Genomic DNA, 19518 nt, shown 5'->3' with positions numbered 1-19518 from the left:
ATAGTATGGTGCAACACTCTCCTAACGACACATTTGCCTCGCTCCGAATTGCCGAATTTCGCTACTTCGTGATGAACAGTTTTCTGATTACGGTCACGTTGCTGATTCAGGAAGTGATTCTGGGGTATGAGCTGTATAAGATCACCCACGATCCGCTTATGCTTGGGTTGGTCGGACTGGCTGAAGCCATACCGTTCATTATTTTGTCGCTCTTTGGGGGGCACCTGGCCGACCGGCGTGATAAAAAAAGGATTCTGCAATGGAGTTTATTGGTCATAATCCTGGGTTCTGTTATTCTATATTTCGTTTTTCAGCCATCTGTCGTTGCCAAGCTATCAACAACAGCCCGATTGGCTACTATTTATGGGGTACTAATGCTGATTGGTACCGCGAAGGGGTTTTATTCTCCGGCCAGTTCATCGCTAAAACCTTTTCTGGTACCGCGTGAATTATACGCCAATTCTGCTACCTGGTATAGTTCGTTCTGGCAGGCGGGGGCTATTGTAGGGCCGGGTCTGGCCGGTTTTTTCTACAACTGGTTCGGCTTCGATAATACCCTGATTGTAATCATTGTCTTGTTTGTTTTCTGCTTTCTGTTGCTTTCTCTGATCAAACGGAAGCCTGTTCCGGTAAGCAACGAACCGATGTTGGGACTTCGGGAAAGTTTGAAAGAAGGATTTCGGTTTGTCTTCAAAACCCAGATCGTACTCTATGCCATTTCGCTTGACCTGTTTTCTGTCCTGTTTGGTGGCGTCGTCGCTATTTTGCCCGTTTTTGCCGAAGATATTTTGCATGTAGGGGCCGAAGGGCTCGGTTTTCTGCGAGCGGCTCCATCGGTTGGTGCCCTGCTGACGATGGCGTTTATGACTCGCTTTCCGCCTACGCAGAATGCCTGGCGAAATATGTTGCTGGCCGTGTTAGGCTTTGGTGTGGCGACCATCGTATTTGCCTTCTCAACTAATTTTTACCTGTCGCTCATTATGTTGGCGCTGACGGGTGCTTTTGACAGTGTAAGTGTTGTGATCCGGCAAACGATCCTACAGATTTTTCCACCCGATCACATGCGTGGACGAGTGGCCGCAGTCAATGGCATCTTCGTCAGTTCGTCAAACGAAATCGGTGCATTTGAATCGGGATTACTGGCGCGGCTATTGGGAACAGTACCATCAGTAGCATTGGGGGGCGTTGTGACCCTTGTGGTAGTCACTTATGTGTATGCCCGATCGAAGGAGTTATTTGCCGTGCGATTAAACTGAGAAAGGGGTACAATAAACTTCCCGAAACAAGGTACCCTCTGAGTCGATGCGGCTCGGCTGGTTTGTTTCGGGAAGTTCAAAATGGAGTTAATTTTGAGCGATCGGGGTAGAAAGATCGCGGAGAAAGGAATTGACGTCTATCTGCTCGTTAAGCAGTACACGTGAGTTGAAAATTTCCCAGAAGAGTTCGTCTGAGAGATGGTATTCACGTTGCAGCCGTATCATGTCACGGATGCTATCCTTGAGTTGCCCGATTGGTGTCTGTACCTGCGAAGCGAAGGACCGTTTGTTTTCCATTGACCTGTATTTTTAGTGCGCGTGATGATAAACAGGATGTAATTTTAGATTGTTTTCTACGTATACACACCTGTTGAACAGGACGTTGGAAAAATTATATTATATGTTGTACATGTGGTTTGTAGGGTAATTGTTGACCCAATATGTTACAACAATTTTTTTTAGTGTTTTTTAATTCTGAATCTCCATTAGCTTATGAAACAAGCGCTTACGCTGTTCGGAGTCTTTGTTGGTAGCGCTGTGCTACTGGCGCTGTCGCCCCCATTGCCTGCTCCCAAACCGATGAAACTGGTGAAAGTATGGGAGACGGATACGACTTTGCGTATTCCTGAATCAGTGCTTTACGACGGTAAGAACACAATTTATGTCAGTAATATTGACGGTAAGCCCGACGGGCTGGATGGCAGTGGGTTCATTTCAAAAGTGTCGCTCGACGGCAAGATTGAAAACCTGCGCTGGACATCGGGACTAAATGCACCGAAAGGGATGGGCATCTATAAAAAGCGGTTGTACGTGACCGACATGTACCGATTAGTTTGCATCAATACTGAAAATGGTCAGGCCGAAAAAACATGGGATGGTGTCGGTAAAGATGCTTTCCTGAACGACGTAACCGTAACCAGTGATGGTATCGTGTATGTTTCAGACAATCGCAACGACAAGATTTACCGGCTCAAAGACGATAAGCTGGAGGTCTGGATGGAGGGCGAGCAGTTGAACAAACCGAATGGTTTACTAGCCGTTGGCAAAAACAAGCTGATGATCGGCAGTACGAAAATCGGTGCGTTGCAGGTGGTGGATGTCGAAACGAAAACGATAACGAAAGTAGCGGATGGCATGGCTGCCACTGATGGCATTGTGTCGGAAGGAAAAGGTTCCTTTTTTGTATCGGACTGGAATGGTCAGATTTTCCATGTAAACGCCGACGGTACCAAAGAGCAGTTGCTGGATACCCGCAGCAATAAGATCAACTCGGCTGATATCGACTACGTATCGAAGAAAAAACTGCTGATTGTTCCGACGTTTTACAAGAATAGCCTGGTGGCGTACCGAGTGGAATAACTGGAACGGTGTCGTTATGCAAGTAAGTATAGTCGTAGCTGTTCATCGACTGTATTTACTTGCATAACGGAGCTAATAATCGATGCCTTCTTCGTCCAGTAATGTTTTAATATTGAGGATACAGCCTTCCATTACAGGTCTAGATAACGCTTTTTTAAGAAAGTAACCGCGTTATGGCTTCCTGTACGTTCCCAGCGCCAAAGCCATCCAGGGTCTGTTTCATCTGGTTAACAATAAGATCGTTCCCCAGGTTGCCAATGCTGCCTTCGTGGGTATGATGAAGCACGCGGGGTGGAACATAGGTATGCTCGGCAATTTCCTTCCCGACCGTTCGGTAGGCTTCGCGGAAGGGTACGCCCTGTAAGACTAGCTCATTTACCCGCTCTACACTGAACAGCAGATCGTACTTTGGGTCGTCGAGCAAATTGGGTTTTACCTGTAGGTGTTCGAGCATGAAATCGGTGATGTCGAGGCAGTCCAGAATCTCGTCGAACGCAGGCATCAGAATTTCTTTCAGCAGTTGCATATCACGGTGATAGCCCGATGGTAAATTGCTCATAACCAGCGTTACTTCCATCGGTAAAGCCTTCATCCGATTCGTCTTGGCCCGTAGTAATTCAGCCACATCAGGGTTTTTCTTGTGTGGCATAATGCTTGACCCCGTCGTAAGCGCATCCGGCAGAACCAGGAAACCGAAATTCTGGCTGTTATACAGGCAAATATCCATGGCCATCCGCGAGAGGGTAGCTGCTATAGCTGCCAATGCCGTGAGTGCCGTTTGTTCGGTTTTTCCCCGGCTCATCTGTGCGTACACTACGTTGACGTGCATGCCTTCGAAGCCCAATAGCTCGGTCGTGAGCGTCCGATTGAGGGGAAATGATGAGCCGTATCCTGCCCCTGACCCCAGTGGATTCCGATTGGCAAGTCGATAGGCGGTTTGCAGCGTCAGCATATCGTCGGAGAGGGCCTCGGCGTAGGCGCCAAACCAAAGCCCAAACGACGAAGGCATGGCGATCTGAAGATGTGTGTACCCAGGTAATAGGTCGTCTTTGTGCTGTTCGGAACGGCTAATGAGTCGGTCGAATACGCGTTGAACAGCTTGAGCTACCTGCCAGAGCCGGTCGCGGGTGAAGAGCTTCAGATCGACGAGTACCTGATCGTTTCGGGAGCGTCCCGAGTGAATTTTTTTGCCCACATCGCCCAGCACGCGGGTCAGTATTAACTCGACCTGCGAATGGACATCTTCGATACCGTCTTCAATAACGAACTGCCCGGCTTCAATTTGACCGTAAATAGCTTTTAACTCGGTCTTTAGCTGTGTTAACTCCTCTGGAGTAAGCAGATTGATGGTTTCGAGCATCTGCGCATGGGCGAGGTTGCCCAATACATCGAAAGGGGCCAGATACAGGTCCATTTCACGGTCGCGACCGACGGTGAAGCGTTCTATTTGTTCGGCAGTGGTAACGCCTTCTTTTTGCCAGAGTTTCAAAGTTTAAAGAGCGAAAGAGTGAATGAGTGAAAGAGCGATTGTTCCGGATGTCACTCATTCACTGGTTCGACAGTCCGGTCATTCGCTCTTTCACTCCTTAAATTGGGGCAAAGGTCGTAAAGAAAGTTGGGAGGGCAATTCTAAGAAGATGATTCAGAGCTTTGCTCCATCGAAAGTTCCCGTGCTTCTTTCTGTTTTAACACCTTCCCCAGCCACAAAAAGCCACAGGACGACGCCAGAATAAGGCTAGCGGCAATTGGCCAATGTACTGAAAAGCCAGCCTGCGCAACCAGAAAGGAGCCAAAAATCGGCGCGGTTGTCTGGGCAAAGGAAGCTCCCATGCCATATAGTGCCAGGTATTGGCCGCGCGTTGCCGGATTTGACCGTTCTACGGTGAACGATTGAAGAAATGGGATAGACAGCATTTCGCCCAGCGTGGCAAACAGAATAAAAAGCAAAGCAATATGTATTCCCGATAGAAACGTATTTATTGGTAGAGCCAGCGCAAGATAGGCCAGGGCGGTTAGGAGACTTCCCACAATAATTAGCGTGGTTTTAGGGCGTTTCTGCTGCTCCAGGCTATACACCAGGGCCATTTCGAATAGCACAATCAGAATACCGTTCAGGGCCATCAGCCTGCCAATCAATTGTTCGTTCAGGCCGAGAACTTCTTTGAAGAACAGAGGTACGATTGAAAACAACTGCATGAATACCATCAGATACAAAGCCGAGCAGACTACAAAACCGATGAACAGCGTATCCTGATAAGGACTTTGGCTCGTGGCTACTGGGTCCGATAAGTCGGACGTTATTGATTGCATTACCTTCGCTTTCGGGCGGCTCGGAACGGGTAAAGAAATCCAGAGTACGATACTGGCCACCAGGCAAGTAAGTCCATCCACCCAAAACAGTAGGCTATAATCGATACTTGCCAGCCAACCGCCCAACGCACCTCCAACCGCCCAGCCGAGATTGATGGCCAGACGATTCAGTGAAAAGGCTCGCGTTCGGGTTTCTGGATCGGAGTAATGCGCAATAGCCGCCTGATTAGCGGGTCGGAACGAATCGCCGAATAGGGTAAACGTAAAGATGCTCCCGCAGAGCAGGTAAAAATTAGTGACGAACTGAAGACCGATGAGCGCAAAACCTCCGAACATGAGGCTGAAAAGCTGAATGTAATAAAACCCAAATCGATCCGTCAGCCGCCCACCGATGAACGTACCGATAAAAGCTCCTGCGCCAAACAAAGCCATAATGATACCCGCGTCGGTGACGGAGTAATGCAAATGCTGGGTCAGGTAAAGGGTCATGAAGGGCAGCACCATCGTACCACAACGGTTGATCAGCATCACTATGGCCAGTAGCCAAACTGATGGCGATAGGCCCTGATAGGCGCGTTGATACAGATGAAGTGTCCGCTGAAGCATGCCTGCAAGTTACAACGAATCGTAAGCAGCGGATGCTTCTTATTGCGGTAGTGAAAGAATAAGTTTACAAAAATGGTTGCTTCACGAATGCGGTCTCCGTCGGGCACTGGGCTCTTCGCCGGGGGCGACAAATACCTTTGGATCGGTGATTAACGGACGGTGTTCTTCCAGAAAAGCCTTAAATAGCCGAATCTCTTCCAATTGCTTCTCTATCGGATGCGTTAACGCATAGCTTTCCACATGCACCTCCGTTTGGCCATCAGATTCAAAAGCTACAATCACATACTCCATCAATTTAATGCCCTTGCCTTTGAGGGCGTGGAGGTATAAATTCTGGTGGTTATGTACATACCGCCCCGGCTGATACGAAGCTGTTGTTTTCAGATCGACTGCTTTGAATTTGCCAATCAGATCGACATAACCATAAAACAGCACATCTTCGATCTGCCACTGGCAATACACCTGCGTATCGACAATCGGGCGGGGGAGCAGCTTACGAACTTTTTTGAGAAGCTCCGGGTCGAATCGGTCTTCGTCGGTACCTTTTACGACCGCTTCTTCAAACGAAATACCCCGTTCCTGAGCGGCTGTGGTTGGTGTCGGTACCCGATTGATGGCATCGATCAATTCCTGGGCCGATAGATTTCCACCGCGCATGTAGCGGGAAAACACATTCAGTAACGACGGGTAGAAGCGGTAGTTGATCATGGCTTTAGGTTACAGTTCATACCATGTGGTGGGTCGGTGCATACTGTAAACTGCAAACGTCAGACTTAGTTTTTTACAACCAGCAATACTCCGCCTACGATCAGGATAATGCCGAGTAGCCGCCAGACATTAGCCGGATGGTGAGCGAACCCCATCAGGCCATAGTGGTCGAGAATGATGGCGGCTGTTAGCTGACCGGCCACACTCAGGCTCACCATGTTGGCTGTTCCAATTTTTTGTACACTAACAATAACGGTGATCATGTAGATGGCTCCCATAATGCCCCCTGTCCATTTCCACCAGCTAACCTGTCGGATGGTATCGAGGGGAGGAACAACGCCACCCGTTGACAAAAACATCAATACCAGAGCAATAAGCCCTGAACCAAATGAGATGACTGCCGCCAGAATTGGATTGGCCATCGCCTGCCGTAAGTTCGCATTAACCCCTGCCTGAACCGTGATGGCCAGGCCAACAATAAACGCAAAAATCAGATAGATGTAATTCATGATACAAAGGTAGCCAAAGGGCGTCCGTCACGTTAATGGTTACATGTTTTTTCGTTGGAGTGAACGTTTTGAAGTGAATGGTATCTTTTGTAGCTTGCTTCACCATTCCTTACCTAAACAGCCTTCGCTCAATGTTCATCATTACTCATTACCCATTAGCTGTTGTCGTCTGCTTCGTAACAATGCTTTGCTGGGGGTCCTGGGCTAATACACAGAAGCTTACCACCCAGTCCGTTCCTACCACCATCTTCTACCGCGACTATACCTACGGTATTTTACTGCTAAGTCTGCTGTTGGCTTTTACCTTTGGCAGTTTTGGTGAAGCAGGGCGGTCATTTACTACTGATCTGAAACAGGGCGATACGCAAAACCTGGTTTATGCGCTGATCGGTGGGTTCGTGTTTAATATTGCCAATATCCTGATTGTGGTTGGTATTGAGCTGGCCGGTTTGTCGGTCGCTATGCCGGTTGGTATTGGCCTGGCGCTTATTCTGGGTGTAGTGGTCAATTACATTCAATCGCCAGTGGGTCATGTCGGGCTATTGTCAGGTGGGGTTTTTTCAATTTTTCTGGCTGTTGTGTTCAGTGCGCTGGCGTACCGATCGAAGAGCCGTACCGATGCATCGGTTAGCACACAGGGGTTGATTAGCTCGCTGGCTGGTGGGTTTTTGATGAGTTTCTTTTTCTATTTCGTGGTTAAATCCATGACCGCCGACTTTGTTAACCCCTCGCCGGGCTTGCTCACGCCCTACACCGCTTTGGTGCTATTTGCCGTTGGGGTTGTTATCAGCACGCCCATTTTTCTGCCCGTCCTGCGTCGATTTGCCAGTAAACCGGCCGACGGGGAGATACTGTACAGCGATGTAAGTCGTCGGAATCATCAGATTGGGATTCTGGGGGGGATGGTCTGGTGCCTGGGTATGGCGTCGAGTTTGCTGGCTTCGGGTGCCGCCGGGTATGCGATCAGCTACGGGCTAGGGCAGGGCGCTACAATTATTGCCGTACTCTGGGGCGTATTTATCTGGCATGAATTTCGGGGTGCTCCGTCAACGTCCAATCGATACCTGATGCTGATGGGGTTATGCTATGTGTTAGGGCTGGCTCTGATCATCTCGGCGAAGTAGATTAAACTGAACCGCGAGGACGCGAAGGCGCAAAGGCTAGTCTTTATAATTCTTTGCGCCTTCGCGTACTGGCGGTGTTTACTGAAGTTCATCCTGCATAATATGGCCTTCACACCTGTAGTGTGGTGATTCATCATAAAAATTGATGGGACTGTCAGCAACGGCCTAATTTTGATTCTATTAGGCTGATGGCCTATTTGAGTTCGTTGGCAAAATCGCCTTCGTAACGAACTAAACTAACCTTGCCCGATGAAAACGTTCAATCAGACTGGTTGGCTACCGAATACCGTAGCCCTGGTATCGTTTCTTCTTATTTTTTCGCCGGTTTACAGCCAGAAACCCCTCCCTACGATTCTTGCCGAAGGGCAAAAAGTGTACATGGCTACCTGCAACAACTGTCATAAGGCCGACGCAGGTGTAGGGGCACCGGGCTATCTGGTACTGGCGCAAATGCCGCCACGAGCTATAGTCGCGGCTTTGGAAACGGGTAAAATGCGGGTACAGGCTAAAGACCTCACCGACGAGCAGCGGAAAGCCGTAGCGCATTGGCTTACGGGTAAAGCTATTAAGGAAACGGCCATGCCGCAGGAAGCCTACACATCGTTTTCAGTACCTGCCAATGCGAAAGGGTTAGTCCGCCACTCGGGTTGGGGAGGGAATCTGGAGGGAACCGGATACCGCTCAGCCGAACAGGCTGGTCTGTCGGCAACGAGTGTCGGTCAGTTGAAACTCAAATGGGCGTTTGCCTTCCCCGAAGCTAATCAGGTGCGCAGCAAACCCGCTATCGTGGGCGATTGGCTGATTATTGGCAGTCAGTTTGGTGAAGTATATTGTCTGAACAAACAGACAGGTAAAATCGGTTGGCGATTCTTGGCGAAAAGCGCGGTTCGGGGTGCAATTGCGGTCATACAAACCGGGAAAAACATACAGGCCTTTTTCTGCGATAACAATACCAATGTTTATGCGCTTGATGTGAAAACTGGCAAACTAATTTGGGAAAGTAAAGCTGGCGAACATCCACAATCGGGAAATACGGGCTCCGTGGCTGTGTATGATAACTTGGTTTATGTGCCCATCACCTCTATTGAAGTGGCTTCGGTATTAGATCCTACGTATCCCTGTTGTTCATCGTCGGGTGAAATCGTCGCGATGGATGCCCGTTTGGGAAAGATTGTCTGGCGACACCGGGTCATTAACGAACCGGCGAAGGAAGTTGGGAAAAAGAAGAACGGAGCACCCTTTTATGGCCCGTCGGGGGCTATTGTCTGGTGTAGCCCGACAGTTGATGCCAAACGAGGATTGCTCTATTTCGGGACTGGCGAGAACTATACGGCCCCCGCTACTACAACCAGCGACGCCATTCAGGCGCTGAATCTGAAAACCGGAAAATTGGTCTGGACATTTCAGGCGACGCAGGGTGATACCTGGAATCTGGCTTGTCCGGGAAATCCGAACTGTCCTGAAAAGATTGGTCCCGACTTTGATTTTGGTATGGCACCCATTCTGGTCAAACAACCGTCGGGCAATGATCTGCTGGTGGTTGGGCAAAAAGCGGGGTTTGTATACGGTCTGTCACCCGAAACGGGTAAGGTGGTCTGGCAAACCCGCATCGGTCGGGGAGGGGCGCTGGGCGGTATCCACTGGGGCATGGCGACCGATGGTAACTTGGTGTATGCTGCTAATGCCGATAATAAATACGGGATCAATCCTAAAGTTGATTCGTTGGTGAAACCCGAGCCTGGCATCTTTGCCCTCGATGTTGCGAAAGGTAACATAGTCTGGAAAGCAGCCGCGCCATCGTGCGACGGCAAAGCGGGTTGCCTTGAAGCGAACTCGGCTGCCCCTACGGTTATTCCGGGCGTTGTATTTGCTGGCGCATTGGATGGGCATATTCGGGCCTATTCAACCGTCGATGGGAAGATTTTGTGGGATTATGATACCGCTCATAGCTACCAGACCGTGAACGGTGTAGATGGCAAAGGCGGATCGCTTGACGGAGCTGCACCTGTCGTAGCGGATGGCATGCTGTTTGTTAACTCGGGTTACGGGCAGTTTGGCGAAATGCCCGGAAATGTGCTGCTGGCTTTTGACGTAGCGAAGTAATCGAATGGAACGCGGATTCGTGTGATTGACACAAATCTTAATCGATCATACGAATCCTACTCATCTGTGTTCGATATCGTAAAGTAGAGCGTGTTTTCGATTATTTTTCGGGAAATTACCGTTCCTCTATGAAAACATGCCATTACCTGATCGGTTGGTTAGCACTTATTGTGCTAAGTGTATCGGCTTGCAAAGAAGATAAGCCAGCTCGCCCGAACATCCTGTTCATTCTGGCCGATGACTGGAGTTATCCCTATGCCGGTATGTATGGCGATCATACGATCAAAACGCCAAATCTCGACAGGCTGGCTCAGCATGGAACAGTCTTCACCAATGCGTATTGTGCCTCGCCTTCCTGTACGCCATCGCGGGCGGCCATGCTGACGGGTCGTTACCCACACAATCTGGGAGAAGGGGTCAATCTTTGTGGGCGGCTCGACTACAGCGTTCCTACCTATGTGCAACTCCTGAAAAAAGAGGGTTATGCGGTGGCCTTTGATCGGAAAGGATGGGCACCAGGCGATTTTCTGAAGATGGGCTACAGGCAGAATCCGGCGGGCGATTCGGCTAAGCTAGGCTTTGGCCCGTTTCTCGATCAGCTGCCGAAGGATCAGCCGTTCTTTTTCTGGTTCGGGACCAATGATCCTCACCGCCCGTTCGATTTGGGAAATGGGAAAAAAGCAGGTATCGACCCGCAGAAAATTCATTTGCCGAAGTTCCTGCCCGACGTACCGGAGGTTAGAGGTGACGTGGCCGATTATCTGTCGGAAGTGGAGCGTCTCGACCTGGAAATTGGTGATCTGCTAAAGAAACTGGAAACATCGGGTAAACTGGCTAATACCATTATTGTAGTGGCATCGGATAATGGGATGCCTTTTCCGCACGCCAAGGCGAATCTGTACGACTACGGTACTCGTGTGCCGCTATTGATCAGTCGGTTTTCGGACAATGAAACGCAACCCAAACGAAACGATTCTTTTGTCAATCTAATCGACCTGATGCCCACTTTTCTGGATTGGGTTGGCGTGAAGGAACGGCCTAAAGTTGATGGGAAAAGCCTCGTTCCGGTGCTGACTGGACAAACCACTACCCACCGATCGGAAGTATTTCTGGAGCGTGAGCGGCACTGCCTGTGTCGGGCCGAAATGGACTCCGGTGCGGGTTATCCTATGCGAGCTATCCGAACCGCCGATTACCTGTATATCCGCAATTTTCGGCCTAATCGTATGCCAGCCGGTGACGAAAACATTCCAAATACGCCCTCCGTATTTGGCGATGTGGATGGTGGGCCTACAAAAGTATACATGATGGATCACCGGAACGATGCGGCCGTAAAATCGCTGTTTGCGTTAGGTTTTGCCAGGCGACCTGCCGAAGAGTTATACGTACTCAAAGGCGACCCTTATAACCTGAACAATCGGGCCAATGATGCTCAGCTTGCCAGCGTAAAAAAAGATTTACAAGAGCGTTTGGAGCGTTGGATGAACGATGAACATGATCCTCGACTCAATGGAGGTGGTGACCAGATTGATCGGTATGAATCGACAACCCATGCCTGGATCACTCGGACGGGTATCATTTTTTGGGATAAATAGTTGAAACGCTCAGATTAGCATTTTTTAATGTCGGGTTGCAACGCAAAGGCGACTTTGGTTGTATAGATTTGCAACGAATGCCAGCCTAAAGCAGGAATCGACTGCCTGCAGGGCTGATCGGCAAACGTTGTGACACGTTCGACTTTCATTAAATCAATTTATTATGCGTAAGCTTTTCATATTTGTCCTTCTTCTGATTGCCTACACTACTCATGCCCAAACAGCAACAGCATTGTTGCCATCCAAACCTGCCCGGCCGTTTAAAGTGCTTGCTTCAGTAGGCTACGCGTCGCCTGTCGATTTGTCGGGGAATAAATCACTTGGTAAAGCCGGGTTTGTGTATAGCCTTGAACCACAGTATGAAATCGCCAAAAACGTGGATTTGGGTGCCCGAATCGAGCAGGCATTTATTCAACGTCCTGAGTACATTGATAAAACCTATTACAAGTCGGCGCTGGCCAAGTTCACTATGTCGCTTGTTGCCACGGCCAACTACACATTCAATGTATCGGGAGCGCTGAAACCGTATATTGGGACAGGTATTGGGTTGTATTATGTTCAATCCAGTAACCCTACGTATACCATTGGTACTACCATCGCTACATATCCGCTGCCTACCACCATCAATCTGGGAGGTATCGCTCGCTTAGGGGTTAAATTTGGTATTGCGCATCTGGAAGGAGCCTATGATTTTGTTGGAGATACCAGTGTCCGAAACACATCAACAGGCCTTACACTCACGGGTAGCAATTCCTATTATACCATCAAGGCTGGTTTGCGTTTTGGTGGACGATAAAAAGTAGCAACGCGTACATCTTACCTATAACGGAAGATGTACGCGTTGCTACAACTCTTTCAACAGTAGAAACATTTCGGCTGCGTGCCAGGCATGGGGAAACGCCAGTTTCTGTTTGACCAGTTCGCGGTCGAGTACAGTTTCACCGGGGTAATGGGCATCAATGTCCCGTTGTTGCCAACTGAGCGGGTAATCAATTGTACCTACCATCCCGCGTTTTGCCGAATTGGCGTTCTGTCCATAAAAATGGTCTTCGGCCCAGCCAAAAAACGGATTATTGGCGAAATTGTCATCGGGCTGTTTTTCGTCGGCAGACCTGGCTGGGACATACTCCAGCTTATAGTCGAGCCAGAAGACTGAAGAATAGCTGTCGTACTGTCGGGGAATACTATACGGATCGGGAACAGCAAGCGATTTTAGGCCGTATTTGAGCCATTTAGTCTGGTAAACAGGGTGTTCGACGTTGTCGGTTTTGCCAAGGATGCCGCCCCCTTTCTGAAAACGCCTGGCTGAATCCAGCACGACTGGTACCACTGGATGGCTCTTGTCGGAGACTAGCGATACCAAGAACAGTACCTCTCCCAGATTATCGACTTCCCGCTGATTGTTTTGATCAAACGGATCGCGAATAGCCATGATCCAGTCACGGATCAGGTGCAGATTTTCCGTTGCTTTCAGTACCATGGCCATCATGGCGGCATCCCGATACCAGGGTTTGATATAAACCAGAAAGTTTGGCAGAGGCCGACCGTTAACCACGTTGATCAGCACTTCCTGGTGCAGCACGCGTAAGATAGGGCCATACGGATGCGAGGCAAAACGGGGTAAGCTTACGGGGCTTCGCGTGCCGGGGATCAGGCGTGGCCGTTTTCCCGATTGAAGAAGCCAAACTCCCGTTTCGTCTTCCCGAATCTGAATGATCTGCTCATCGGGAAGGGTTAGCTGAACCAAGTATTCGGACGGCACAATAAGCTCCTCCTTTACGCGCCATTGCTCTTCTATATTGCCCGTTAGTGCGTTCAATAATCGCCCGTTACGGTAAATGAGCTTTAGTCGATCGCCCATGCCAAACAAAAAAAACTTCAGATCTGGGAGTTTATGCTGGTTGGGATACTCTTTCCGAAGCCGTGTCAAGCTCTCCCGATACGTCTGCAAGGCCCCAGCCGGATCAGGGTGTAATCCGGGCGGAACGGGTTTCTGAGCAAATGCCGGTATGGTAAACAGCAGGAGCAGACAAAACCGGAATGCAGGCATACGTATAGGGTGAAAAATCGTAAACCGTTAGTTAGTAATCGATTTGTCGCTGTAAACGAGCAGGTCACCCATATGGATGAGGTGATCTTTATCCGGATTCAGGACTTTAATCTGCACGGTATGTTTTCCTTTGGGCAATTGGTACTTCCAGAACAGCTCGTGTCGGCGATGGGTGAAATCGGTAGGTAGTTTCGCTGTTTCTACTTTCTGACCATCAATGTACAGCTCAGTATCGAACACAAACCGGCTGGTGGACTCCCAGGTGCTTTTGCCTTTGGGTTTAGCCTCCCCTCGAAGAGCAAAACCGATTCCATCAAAATCAAAACTGTATTCGTTACCAATCTCTTTGTTGATAACTTTTGCCTGTACTGGATAATGCCCCGGAAACGATTGCTCCAGCCGAACCGCTTTAGGGATTTGGCTGGCAATAGTAATCTGATCGCCAGCTACTTTGCCACTGTTTCGCTCGATAACCTGCAAGGCATGTTTCAAACTCATGGCATACACATCGTTCAGCGACATAGTTGTGTATTTGAAGTCAATATCTTCGGCCTCTTTCAATCCTTGTTTCCAGTAGGCAGGAATCTTATCATAACCGAGTATCGTCCCTAGAATACCACCTGCCGAAGCTGGGTTACAGTCCGAATCCTGTCCCGCACGGGTACTAATTTCCATTGTTTTCGTGAAATCACCTTTGCCGTATAATAATCCCAGGACAATATAAGCGGAGTTGATTTTGGCGTCGATGTCGAAGGAACGGAACACGCCATCCGGACAGCCTACCTCGTCAGACCATTTCCGCTGAATTTCGAACCAATTCCGTTTCCAGTCGTTGGGGAACTGCTGATGCCATTTGATCACGTCGGAAATGCACTGATGGAACGTGCTTTGGGCCGGAATTACTTTCAGACCCTCGTTGACCACATAGTTTACATCACTGGAAACAAACGCCAAGGCATACATAGCGCCTACGTAAGCGCCACCATACCAGCCATCACCGTAGTTCATGATATGACCAATCGGATCGCCAATCTGAACGGCTGTGTTTGGCATCCCCGGAGCCATCAGCCCCGAAAAATCCGCTTCAATCTGAAAATCAATGTCATCGGCATGTGGATTGTTCAGCCAATGCCCCGATTCGGGAGCTTTCATGCCGTTCAGGATATTGTATCGACCCGCCTGGTTAGCGTGCCAGAGCATATAATCGGCATGGGCGTAGGCATTAGCGTGCTCGGCAACGGGGGCATCGATTCCCTTTTTCTCGAAAACATCGACAAAGGTCAAGTCCATGTAGAGGTCATCGTACAGGCCAGGATTTTCGATCATGGTTTTTTTGATGTACCCATCATACCACGGAATGGGCTGGTAGTCGTTGATCATGGTACCCGTAAACCGGAATTCGGTAGGGCCACCAAACGTGCAACCGATAACCTGCCCGGCCCAACCGCCTTTTATCTTGTTCTGAAGAGCGGTTTTCGTCAGGGTTACCGTCGCTGCCTTTCCGGCTTTGGGTAGAGGAGTTGATGGGGTGAAGGTCGGCAGGAAGGCCAGAAGAGATAATAGAACAGTTTTCATAAAAGGCTCAGCAATACGTAATGAATAATGGGTACTAGTTACTGAACTAGGCTTAGACTGGAAAAGCCATTATTCAGTAGCTATTACCCATTAATCCTGCCGGATAATGCATTATCCGGTAGTCGTTGCTTACGCCAGCTCGGTTCGAACGCGTTCGAGCAGTGTTTTGGTGGCTTTGATGCCGTCGGCAACTGGTAGATAACCCGCCGTTGAATTGTACATATTCATCAGGCCACCTTCGTATTCGATACCTACATAGCCTTTGAACCCGGCATCTTTGATAATCTTGAACATACGCCGGAAGTCGGTTTCGGTTTCGTTGCCACTGGCGTCGAACTTATGCGTTTTGGCGCTGATGCCTTTGGCGTAGGGCATCATTTTTTTTACACCTTCGTATCGGTCGTATTCCTGCAGGCATTTGGTGGCCATAATACCCTTAATATCGTTGGTTTCGGGTTTGCTTCGTTGGCGGCAGAAGTTACCAAAATCCGGTAACAAACCGGCGTTAGGCATATTCACTGCTTTCAAAACGCCTACCAGCCAGTCAATGTCGGTGGAGTTGCCGAAGTGGTTTTCCACGATGACGTTTATGTTTTGTTTGGCGGCATATTCGAGCAGCTTATGATACCCGTCGGCAGCCGATTTGGCGGCTTCTTCGGCTGGATCGTCGGGTACGCCCGTAAGGGCTTTGGACGAATCGCCCAGATTTACCCGAATGGCCGCACAGCCGAGGTATTTAGCCGCATCGACCCAGGCATAGTGATCTTCAACGGCTTTCTGTCGCTTGGCCGCATCCAGATCGGCAATGTTCGCTCCGTCTACCATAATCAGGTTATTTTTCACGCCGAGGTCATCGCAACGTTGCTTGAGGTCTTTCAGATAAGCCTGATCGGTATGTTTGTTGTTGAAAAACATCGATACATATTCCAGCACATTGATACCAAAGTCTTTTTTGGCACGGGCCGGAAAATCGAGGTTGGTCATTTTACCCGACATGATTTCGGGGAAAAAGGAGAACTCAGCCAGTGAAATCTCGAAGGAGAACTTTTTAGGGGCCATATTGGCAAACGTTTCGGTTGATAAAGCCGATGAAAGACTAGCTCCGGCGGCTGCCATGCCAAGTTGATTTAGAAATTGACGACGCGTTTGAGACATGAGGGATACAATCAGATCAGTTGACGACAGAACGGTACTGCGAAAAGTGCCACCAGCCGATACGGTAACAGGCGATGAAAAGCCGTATCATAGCAGGAGGGGCATTTAAATACAATGATACAGCTATTTATTCAATGTGTATCCGATACACACTATGTTTACTTGTAGATTTTCTTTATGGAATACAAAAAAGAGCTGCAACGACTTATTGTCGATATTAAAACCAACCATCTGCCATCAGTTTCTATTGACTGCGTCATCTTTGGATTTCATCAAGGACAGCTGAAAGTGTTGTTGTTACGCTGGAAAAATACGGATGACTGGTGTTTGCCCGGCGGCCGGATTCGTAAAGATGAAAACATGGATGCAGCGGCTCACCGGAGTTTGCGCGAGCGAACCGGGCTCCATGAGATTTTTCTACAGCAGTTTCACACCTTTGGCGACATAAATCGATACCGACACTACAGCCAAAGCGAAACAATGGCAAAACTGGGGCTACCTGAAGATGTTGCGAGAGAGGTTATCAGCCGGGATATTTCGGTTGGCTACTATGCGCTGGTCGAATTTGCGAATGTGGTCCCTACCCCCGATTTATTGACCGACGAATGCCGTTGGTGGGATGTTCAGCAGATTCCAGCGCTCCTGTTCGATCATAACGAGATGATCACGCTGGCGCTGAAAACTCTACGTCGCCAATTGAGCTATCAACCCATCGGCTATAATTTATTGCCCGAAAAGTTTACCATGCCCGACTTGCAGCAGCTTTATGAAACTATTCTGGGTGAATCGATGGATCGACGGAATTTCCAGAAACGCATGCTTAGCTACGGTATTCTGGAGCGACTGGACGAACGAAAAACCGGTGGCGCCCACAAATCGCCTTATTTATATCGGTTCGATAAAGAAAAATACGAAAAAGCGCTGGAAACCGAGTCGCTGTTTACGGCATAGATACCTATCCGCGAATCGTTACAAATCGCACATCAATTCGTCTTAAAAGTGTACTTTTGACCTTCAGAACTGCCTGGCCATTGTTTTCTGCAAACCTTAAACCAGTTGCATGGTTAACATAGCCGGAACACTACCGCGCCGTATGAATACGAAAATTCGTTTAGCCCTCGATCGGACGCCAAATACGAACCACACGGGCTTTTATGTAGCCTTGGCTAAAGGAGCTTACGAGCAGGCTGGTCTTGATGTAACATTTATCTCACCTGATCAGGAAAATTATCAGATAGCCCCCTCCCGACGCGTTGCCCAGAGCGATGCTCACCTGGCTGTTACTCCTTCCGAGAGTGTAGTAAGTTATCAGACTAATGGCGTGCCGCTTATTGCCGTGGCCACCCTATTGGCGCGGGATGTGAGCGCTATTATGACCCTGAAAGAGAGCGGCATTGAACATCCGCGTGAACTGGACGGCAAAGTCTATGCGTCGTATGGAGCGCGGTATGAGGAAGATATTATTCGCCAATTAATTCAGAATGACGATGGACGGGGGCAATTTGTGCCTCATAAATCACCCTGGGCGAATATCTGGCGAGCGCTGGTAACCCGCGAAGTGGATGCGGCCTGGTGCTGGCTGACCTGGGAGGGCGTGAAAGCGGACATTGATGGTATCGACCTGAATCAATTCCTGTTCGACGAGTATGAGATTCCCTATGGCTATAACCCTGTGTTGACGGCACATCAGGACTGGGCCGAGCAGAATGCCGATGCATTACACCGATTTCTGGAAGCTACGGCCGCAGGTTTCCGGTTTGCCATGAAAAACCCTGATGAATCCGCTCGTATCCTGATCAAAACGGCCAATCATCCTACCCTGAAAAATCGCAATTTTATAGAGCAGAGCCAGCAGATGGTTTCGGGCTATTACCTGGATGGCGAAGGGCAATGGGGTTTTATGCACCGAACCATCTGGTTATCGTTTGTCAACTGGATGATTCGCAATCGGATGCTCACCGACGCTAAAGGCGAACTCATTCAGCGGATGGATGTTGACGCTCTGTTTACCAATAAGTTTTTAGAAGGTATTACGGCTGGTATTCGGCTGTAGACTACTATTTCTTGACGAGTTCACTTAAGGTAGTTGCTAATTCATCGGGCGATAGATCATGGGCAATAACCTTTTTATGCTCATTAAGTAATACGTTGTCAGGAGTTCGTTCAATGTGATAATTAGTGAGCACACTCACACCATCATCGATGGTCACCAACCAGGGTAATTTCTCTTTTTGGAACAGCTCTTTAGGCGCTTGCTGGCCATAAACGCTATAAATCGTAAGGATTTCCAGGCCCGCAGGCTGATAAGCCTTGTAAATCTTCTTTAGCTTTTCATGCCTTTGCCGACAGGAAATCAGATGAGCGTCTGAAAAGTCGATCAGTATAAATTTACGGGTTAGCTTAGACAGCGTAATGGGTTTTTCTGATAAATCGGGCAACGTAAAATCAATAGCCATTTTCCCGGGCTGTTTAGCCAATAGATCAGCCGCCAGTTTCTGATAAGAGGGATAATTTTTGAAGGTAGTTAATTGCCCGAATAGTTTATGCGCTTGCGCATAAGGGAAGCTAGCGTACTGAGTAGCAAACAAATACCAGCTTGACGTTAAGGACGGGTTATTTTCGATCAGATTGGCTACTACGTTGGTATAGGCTTCCCGCACCGAATCTGCATGCTGAACGTAACTCATCAGCGAGTCGTCGGAAGTCACCTGACTGTTAAATGTGGGCTGCCAATCCTCTTGTGCTTCGTTTAACTGGTGTAATAAATCGCGCTGTTGCCGCCAGATGTCACTACTGGGTGAGCCAGAAATAACGATGGGTAAGCTGGCTTGTGGATCAAATGCTATATTGATTTTTGGGGAATCGATCAGAAAGTTAATGTCGTCAGCATTGCCTTCTACCCATATATATGCTGAACAAAGATCGGTGGTAGTGACCGTAAAAGTTGCCTGTCGATTGACAATGATAGCCGTATCAATCTGTAGTGTTTGGTCAATTGATTTACGGATCAGCTTGGTTTCTTTACCATCCCAACCTGCCGGGAATAAGCAGTCAATTCGGCTGGTAAACTGAGCGTTTGCGAAGCTGACGCTACCCAGAAAAAGAACAAACCAGAGCCACTGAAGCAGGCCACACGTGTTCATTGGGTATCGCATACAGCAGCGGAAA

Annotated in this window: 17 protein-coding genes; 8 read left to right on the top strand and 9 right to left on the bottom strand. The window is 48.8% G+C overall.

The genetic code is table 11. The features are described from left to right. Nucleotides 1-5 precede the first annotated feature (5 nt). Together BGO59_RS02715 and BGO59_RS02710 are read left to right on the top strand one after the other, a co-directional pair. Entirely contained in the window at nt 6-1256 is a 1251-nt protein-coding gene (locus BGO59_RS02715; protein WP_293680014.1) for an MFS transporter, read from the top strand. 579 nt (nt 1257-1835) lie between these two features. After that, entirely contained in the window at nt 1836-2615 is a 780-nt protein-coding gene (locus tag BGO59_RS02710; protein ID WP_293680259.1) for an ATP-binding protein, read from the top strand. Nucleotides 2616-2769: 154 nt separating this feature from the next. Here the strand turns inward: BGO59_RS02710 and argH are convergent, their stop codons facing one another. The 4 genes from argH to BGO59_RS02690 form a co-directional block, all read right to left on the bottom strand. Next, a complete protein-coding gene (gene argH, locus BGO59_RS02705; protein WP_293680012.1) occupies nt 2770-4104 on the bottom strand; it encodes an argininosuccinate lyase in 1335 nt (444 codons plus the stop codon). 140 nt (nt 4105-4244) lie between these two features. Then, complete coding sequence (locus BGO59_RS02700; RefSeq protein ID WP_293680009.1) at nt 4245-5531, bottom strand: MFS transporter; 1287 nt, start codon at nt 5529-5531, stop codon at nt 4245-4247. A gap of 81 nt (nt 5532-5612) precedes the next feature. Beyond that, nucleotides 5613-6239 (bottom strand): hypothetical protein, encoded by a 627-nt coding sequence (locus tag BGO59_RS02695; RefSeq protein WP_293680007.1) that lies wholly within the window; start codon nt 6237-6239, stop codon nt 5613-5615. 65 nt (nt 6240-6304) lie between these two features. Continuing rightward, nucleotides 6305-6748, bottom strand: a complete 444-nt coding sequence (locus BGO59_RS02690) for a DMT family transporter (protein ID WP_293680005.1) — start codon at nt 6746-6748, stop codon at nt 6305-6307. Nucleotides 6749-6879: 131 nt separating this feature from the next. On the opposite strand from BGO59_RS02690, the gene BGO59_RS02685 reads away from it, so the two are divergent. From BGO59_RS02685 to BGO59_RS02675, 3 genes are all read left to right on the top strand, one after another. Then, entirely contained in the window at nt 6880-7872 is a 993-nt protein-coding gene (locus BGO59_RS02685) for a GRP family sugar transporter (protein WP_293680002.1), read from the top strand. 249 nt (nt 7873-8121) lie between these two features. Continuing rightward, entirely contained in the window at nt 8122-9975 is a 1854-nt protein-coding gene (locus BGO59_RS02680) for a PQQ-binding-like beta-propeller repeat protein (protein ID WP_293680000.1), read from the top strand. 128 nt (nt 9976-10103) lie between these two features. Next, on the top strand, nt 10104-11570 hold the full coding sequence (locus tag BGO59_RS02675; RefSeq protein ID WP_293679998.1) for a sulfatase: 1467 nt from the start codon (nt 10104-10106) through the stop codon (nt 11568-11570). A 14-nt stretch (nt 11571-11584) separates the two neighbouring features. Here the strand turns inward: BGO59_RS02675 and BGO59_RS02670 are convergent, their stop codons facing one another. Beyond that, the gene (locus tag BGO59_RS02670; protein ID WP_293679996.1) at nt 11585-11719 is read right to left on the bottom strand and encodes a hypothetical protein; all 135 of its coding nucleotides are present in this window, start codon (nt 11717-11719) and stop codon (nt 11585-11587) included. 14 nt (nt 11720-11733) lie between these two features. Here BGO59_RS02670 and BGO59_RS02665 point away from each other — a divergent pair, with 14 nt between their 5' ends. Continuing rightward, a complete protein-coding gene (locus tag BGO59_RS02665; RefSeq protein WP_293679994.1) occupies nt 11734-12366 on the top strand; it encodes a hypothetical protein in 633 nt (210 codons plus the stop codon). 48 nt (nt 12367-12414) lie between these two features. Here BGO59_RS02665 and BGO59_RS02660 read toward each other — a convergent pair whose 3' ends face one another. The 3 genes from BGO59_RS02660 to BGO59_RS02650 form a co-directional block, all read right to left on the bottom strand. Beyond that, entirely contained in the window at nt 12415-13620 is a 1206-nt protein-coding gene (locus BGO59_RS02660; RefSeq protein ID WP_293679991.1) for a hypothetical protein, read from the bottom strand. A gap of 27 nt (nt 13621-13647) precedes the next feature. Continuing rightward, nucleotides 13648-15195, bottom strand: coding sequence for an ADP-ribosylglycohydrolase family protein (locus BGO59_RS02655; RefSeq protein WP_293679989.1), 1548 nt, complete (start codon nt 15193-15195; stop codon nt 13648-13650). 129 nt (nt 15196-15324) lie between these two features. Next, on the bottom strand, nt 15325-16350 hold the full coding sequence (locus BGO59_RS02650) for a sugar phosphate isomerase/epimerase (protein WP_293679987.1): 1026 nt from the start codon (nt 16348-16350) through the stop codon (nt 15325-15327). Nucleotides 16351-16527: 177 nt separating this feature from the next. Here BGO59_RS02650 and BGO59_RS02645 point away from each other — a divergent pair, with 177 nt between their 5' ends. After that, nucleotides 16528-17301, top strand: coding sequence for an NUDIX domain-containing protein (locus BGO59_RS02645; RefSeq protein ID WP_293679984.1), 774 nt, complete (start codon nt 16528-16530; stop codon nt 17299-17301). A 142-nt stretch (nt 17302-17443) separates the two neighbouring features. Further along, nucleotides 17444-18403: an ABC transporter substrate-binding protein gene (locus BGO59_RS02640; protein WP_293679982.1), complete on the top strand. Its 960-nt coding sequence runs from the start codon at nt 17444-17446 to the stop codon at nt 18401-18403. 4 nt (nt 18404-18407) lie between these two features. On the opposite strand, the gene BGO59_RS02635 is transcribed toward BGO59_RS02640, so the two are convergent. Continuing rightward, on the bottom strand, nt 18408-19493 hold the full coding sequence (locus tag BGO59_RS02635) for a TlpA disulfide reductase family protein (protein ID WP_293679979.1): 1086 nt from the start codon (nt 19491-19493) through the stop codon (nt 18408-18410). Nucleotides 19494-19518: the final 25 nt, after the last annotated feature.

This window comes from Spirosoma sp. 48-14, from assembly GCF_001898575.1.
Taxonomy (GTDB): Bacteria; Bacteroidota; Bacteroidia; order Cytophagales; family Spirosomataceae; genus Spirosoma.
Note: the sequence above shows the minus strand (reverse complement) of the source record. Positions and strands in the feature narration are given on the sequence as shown.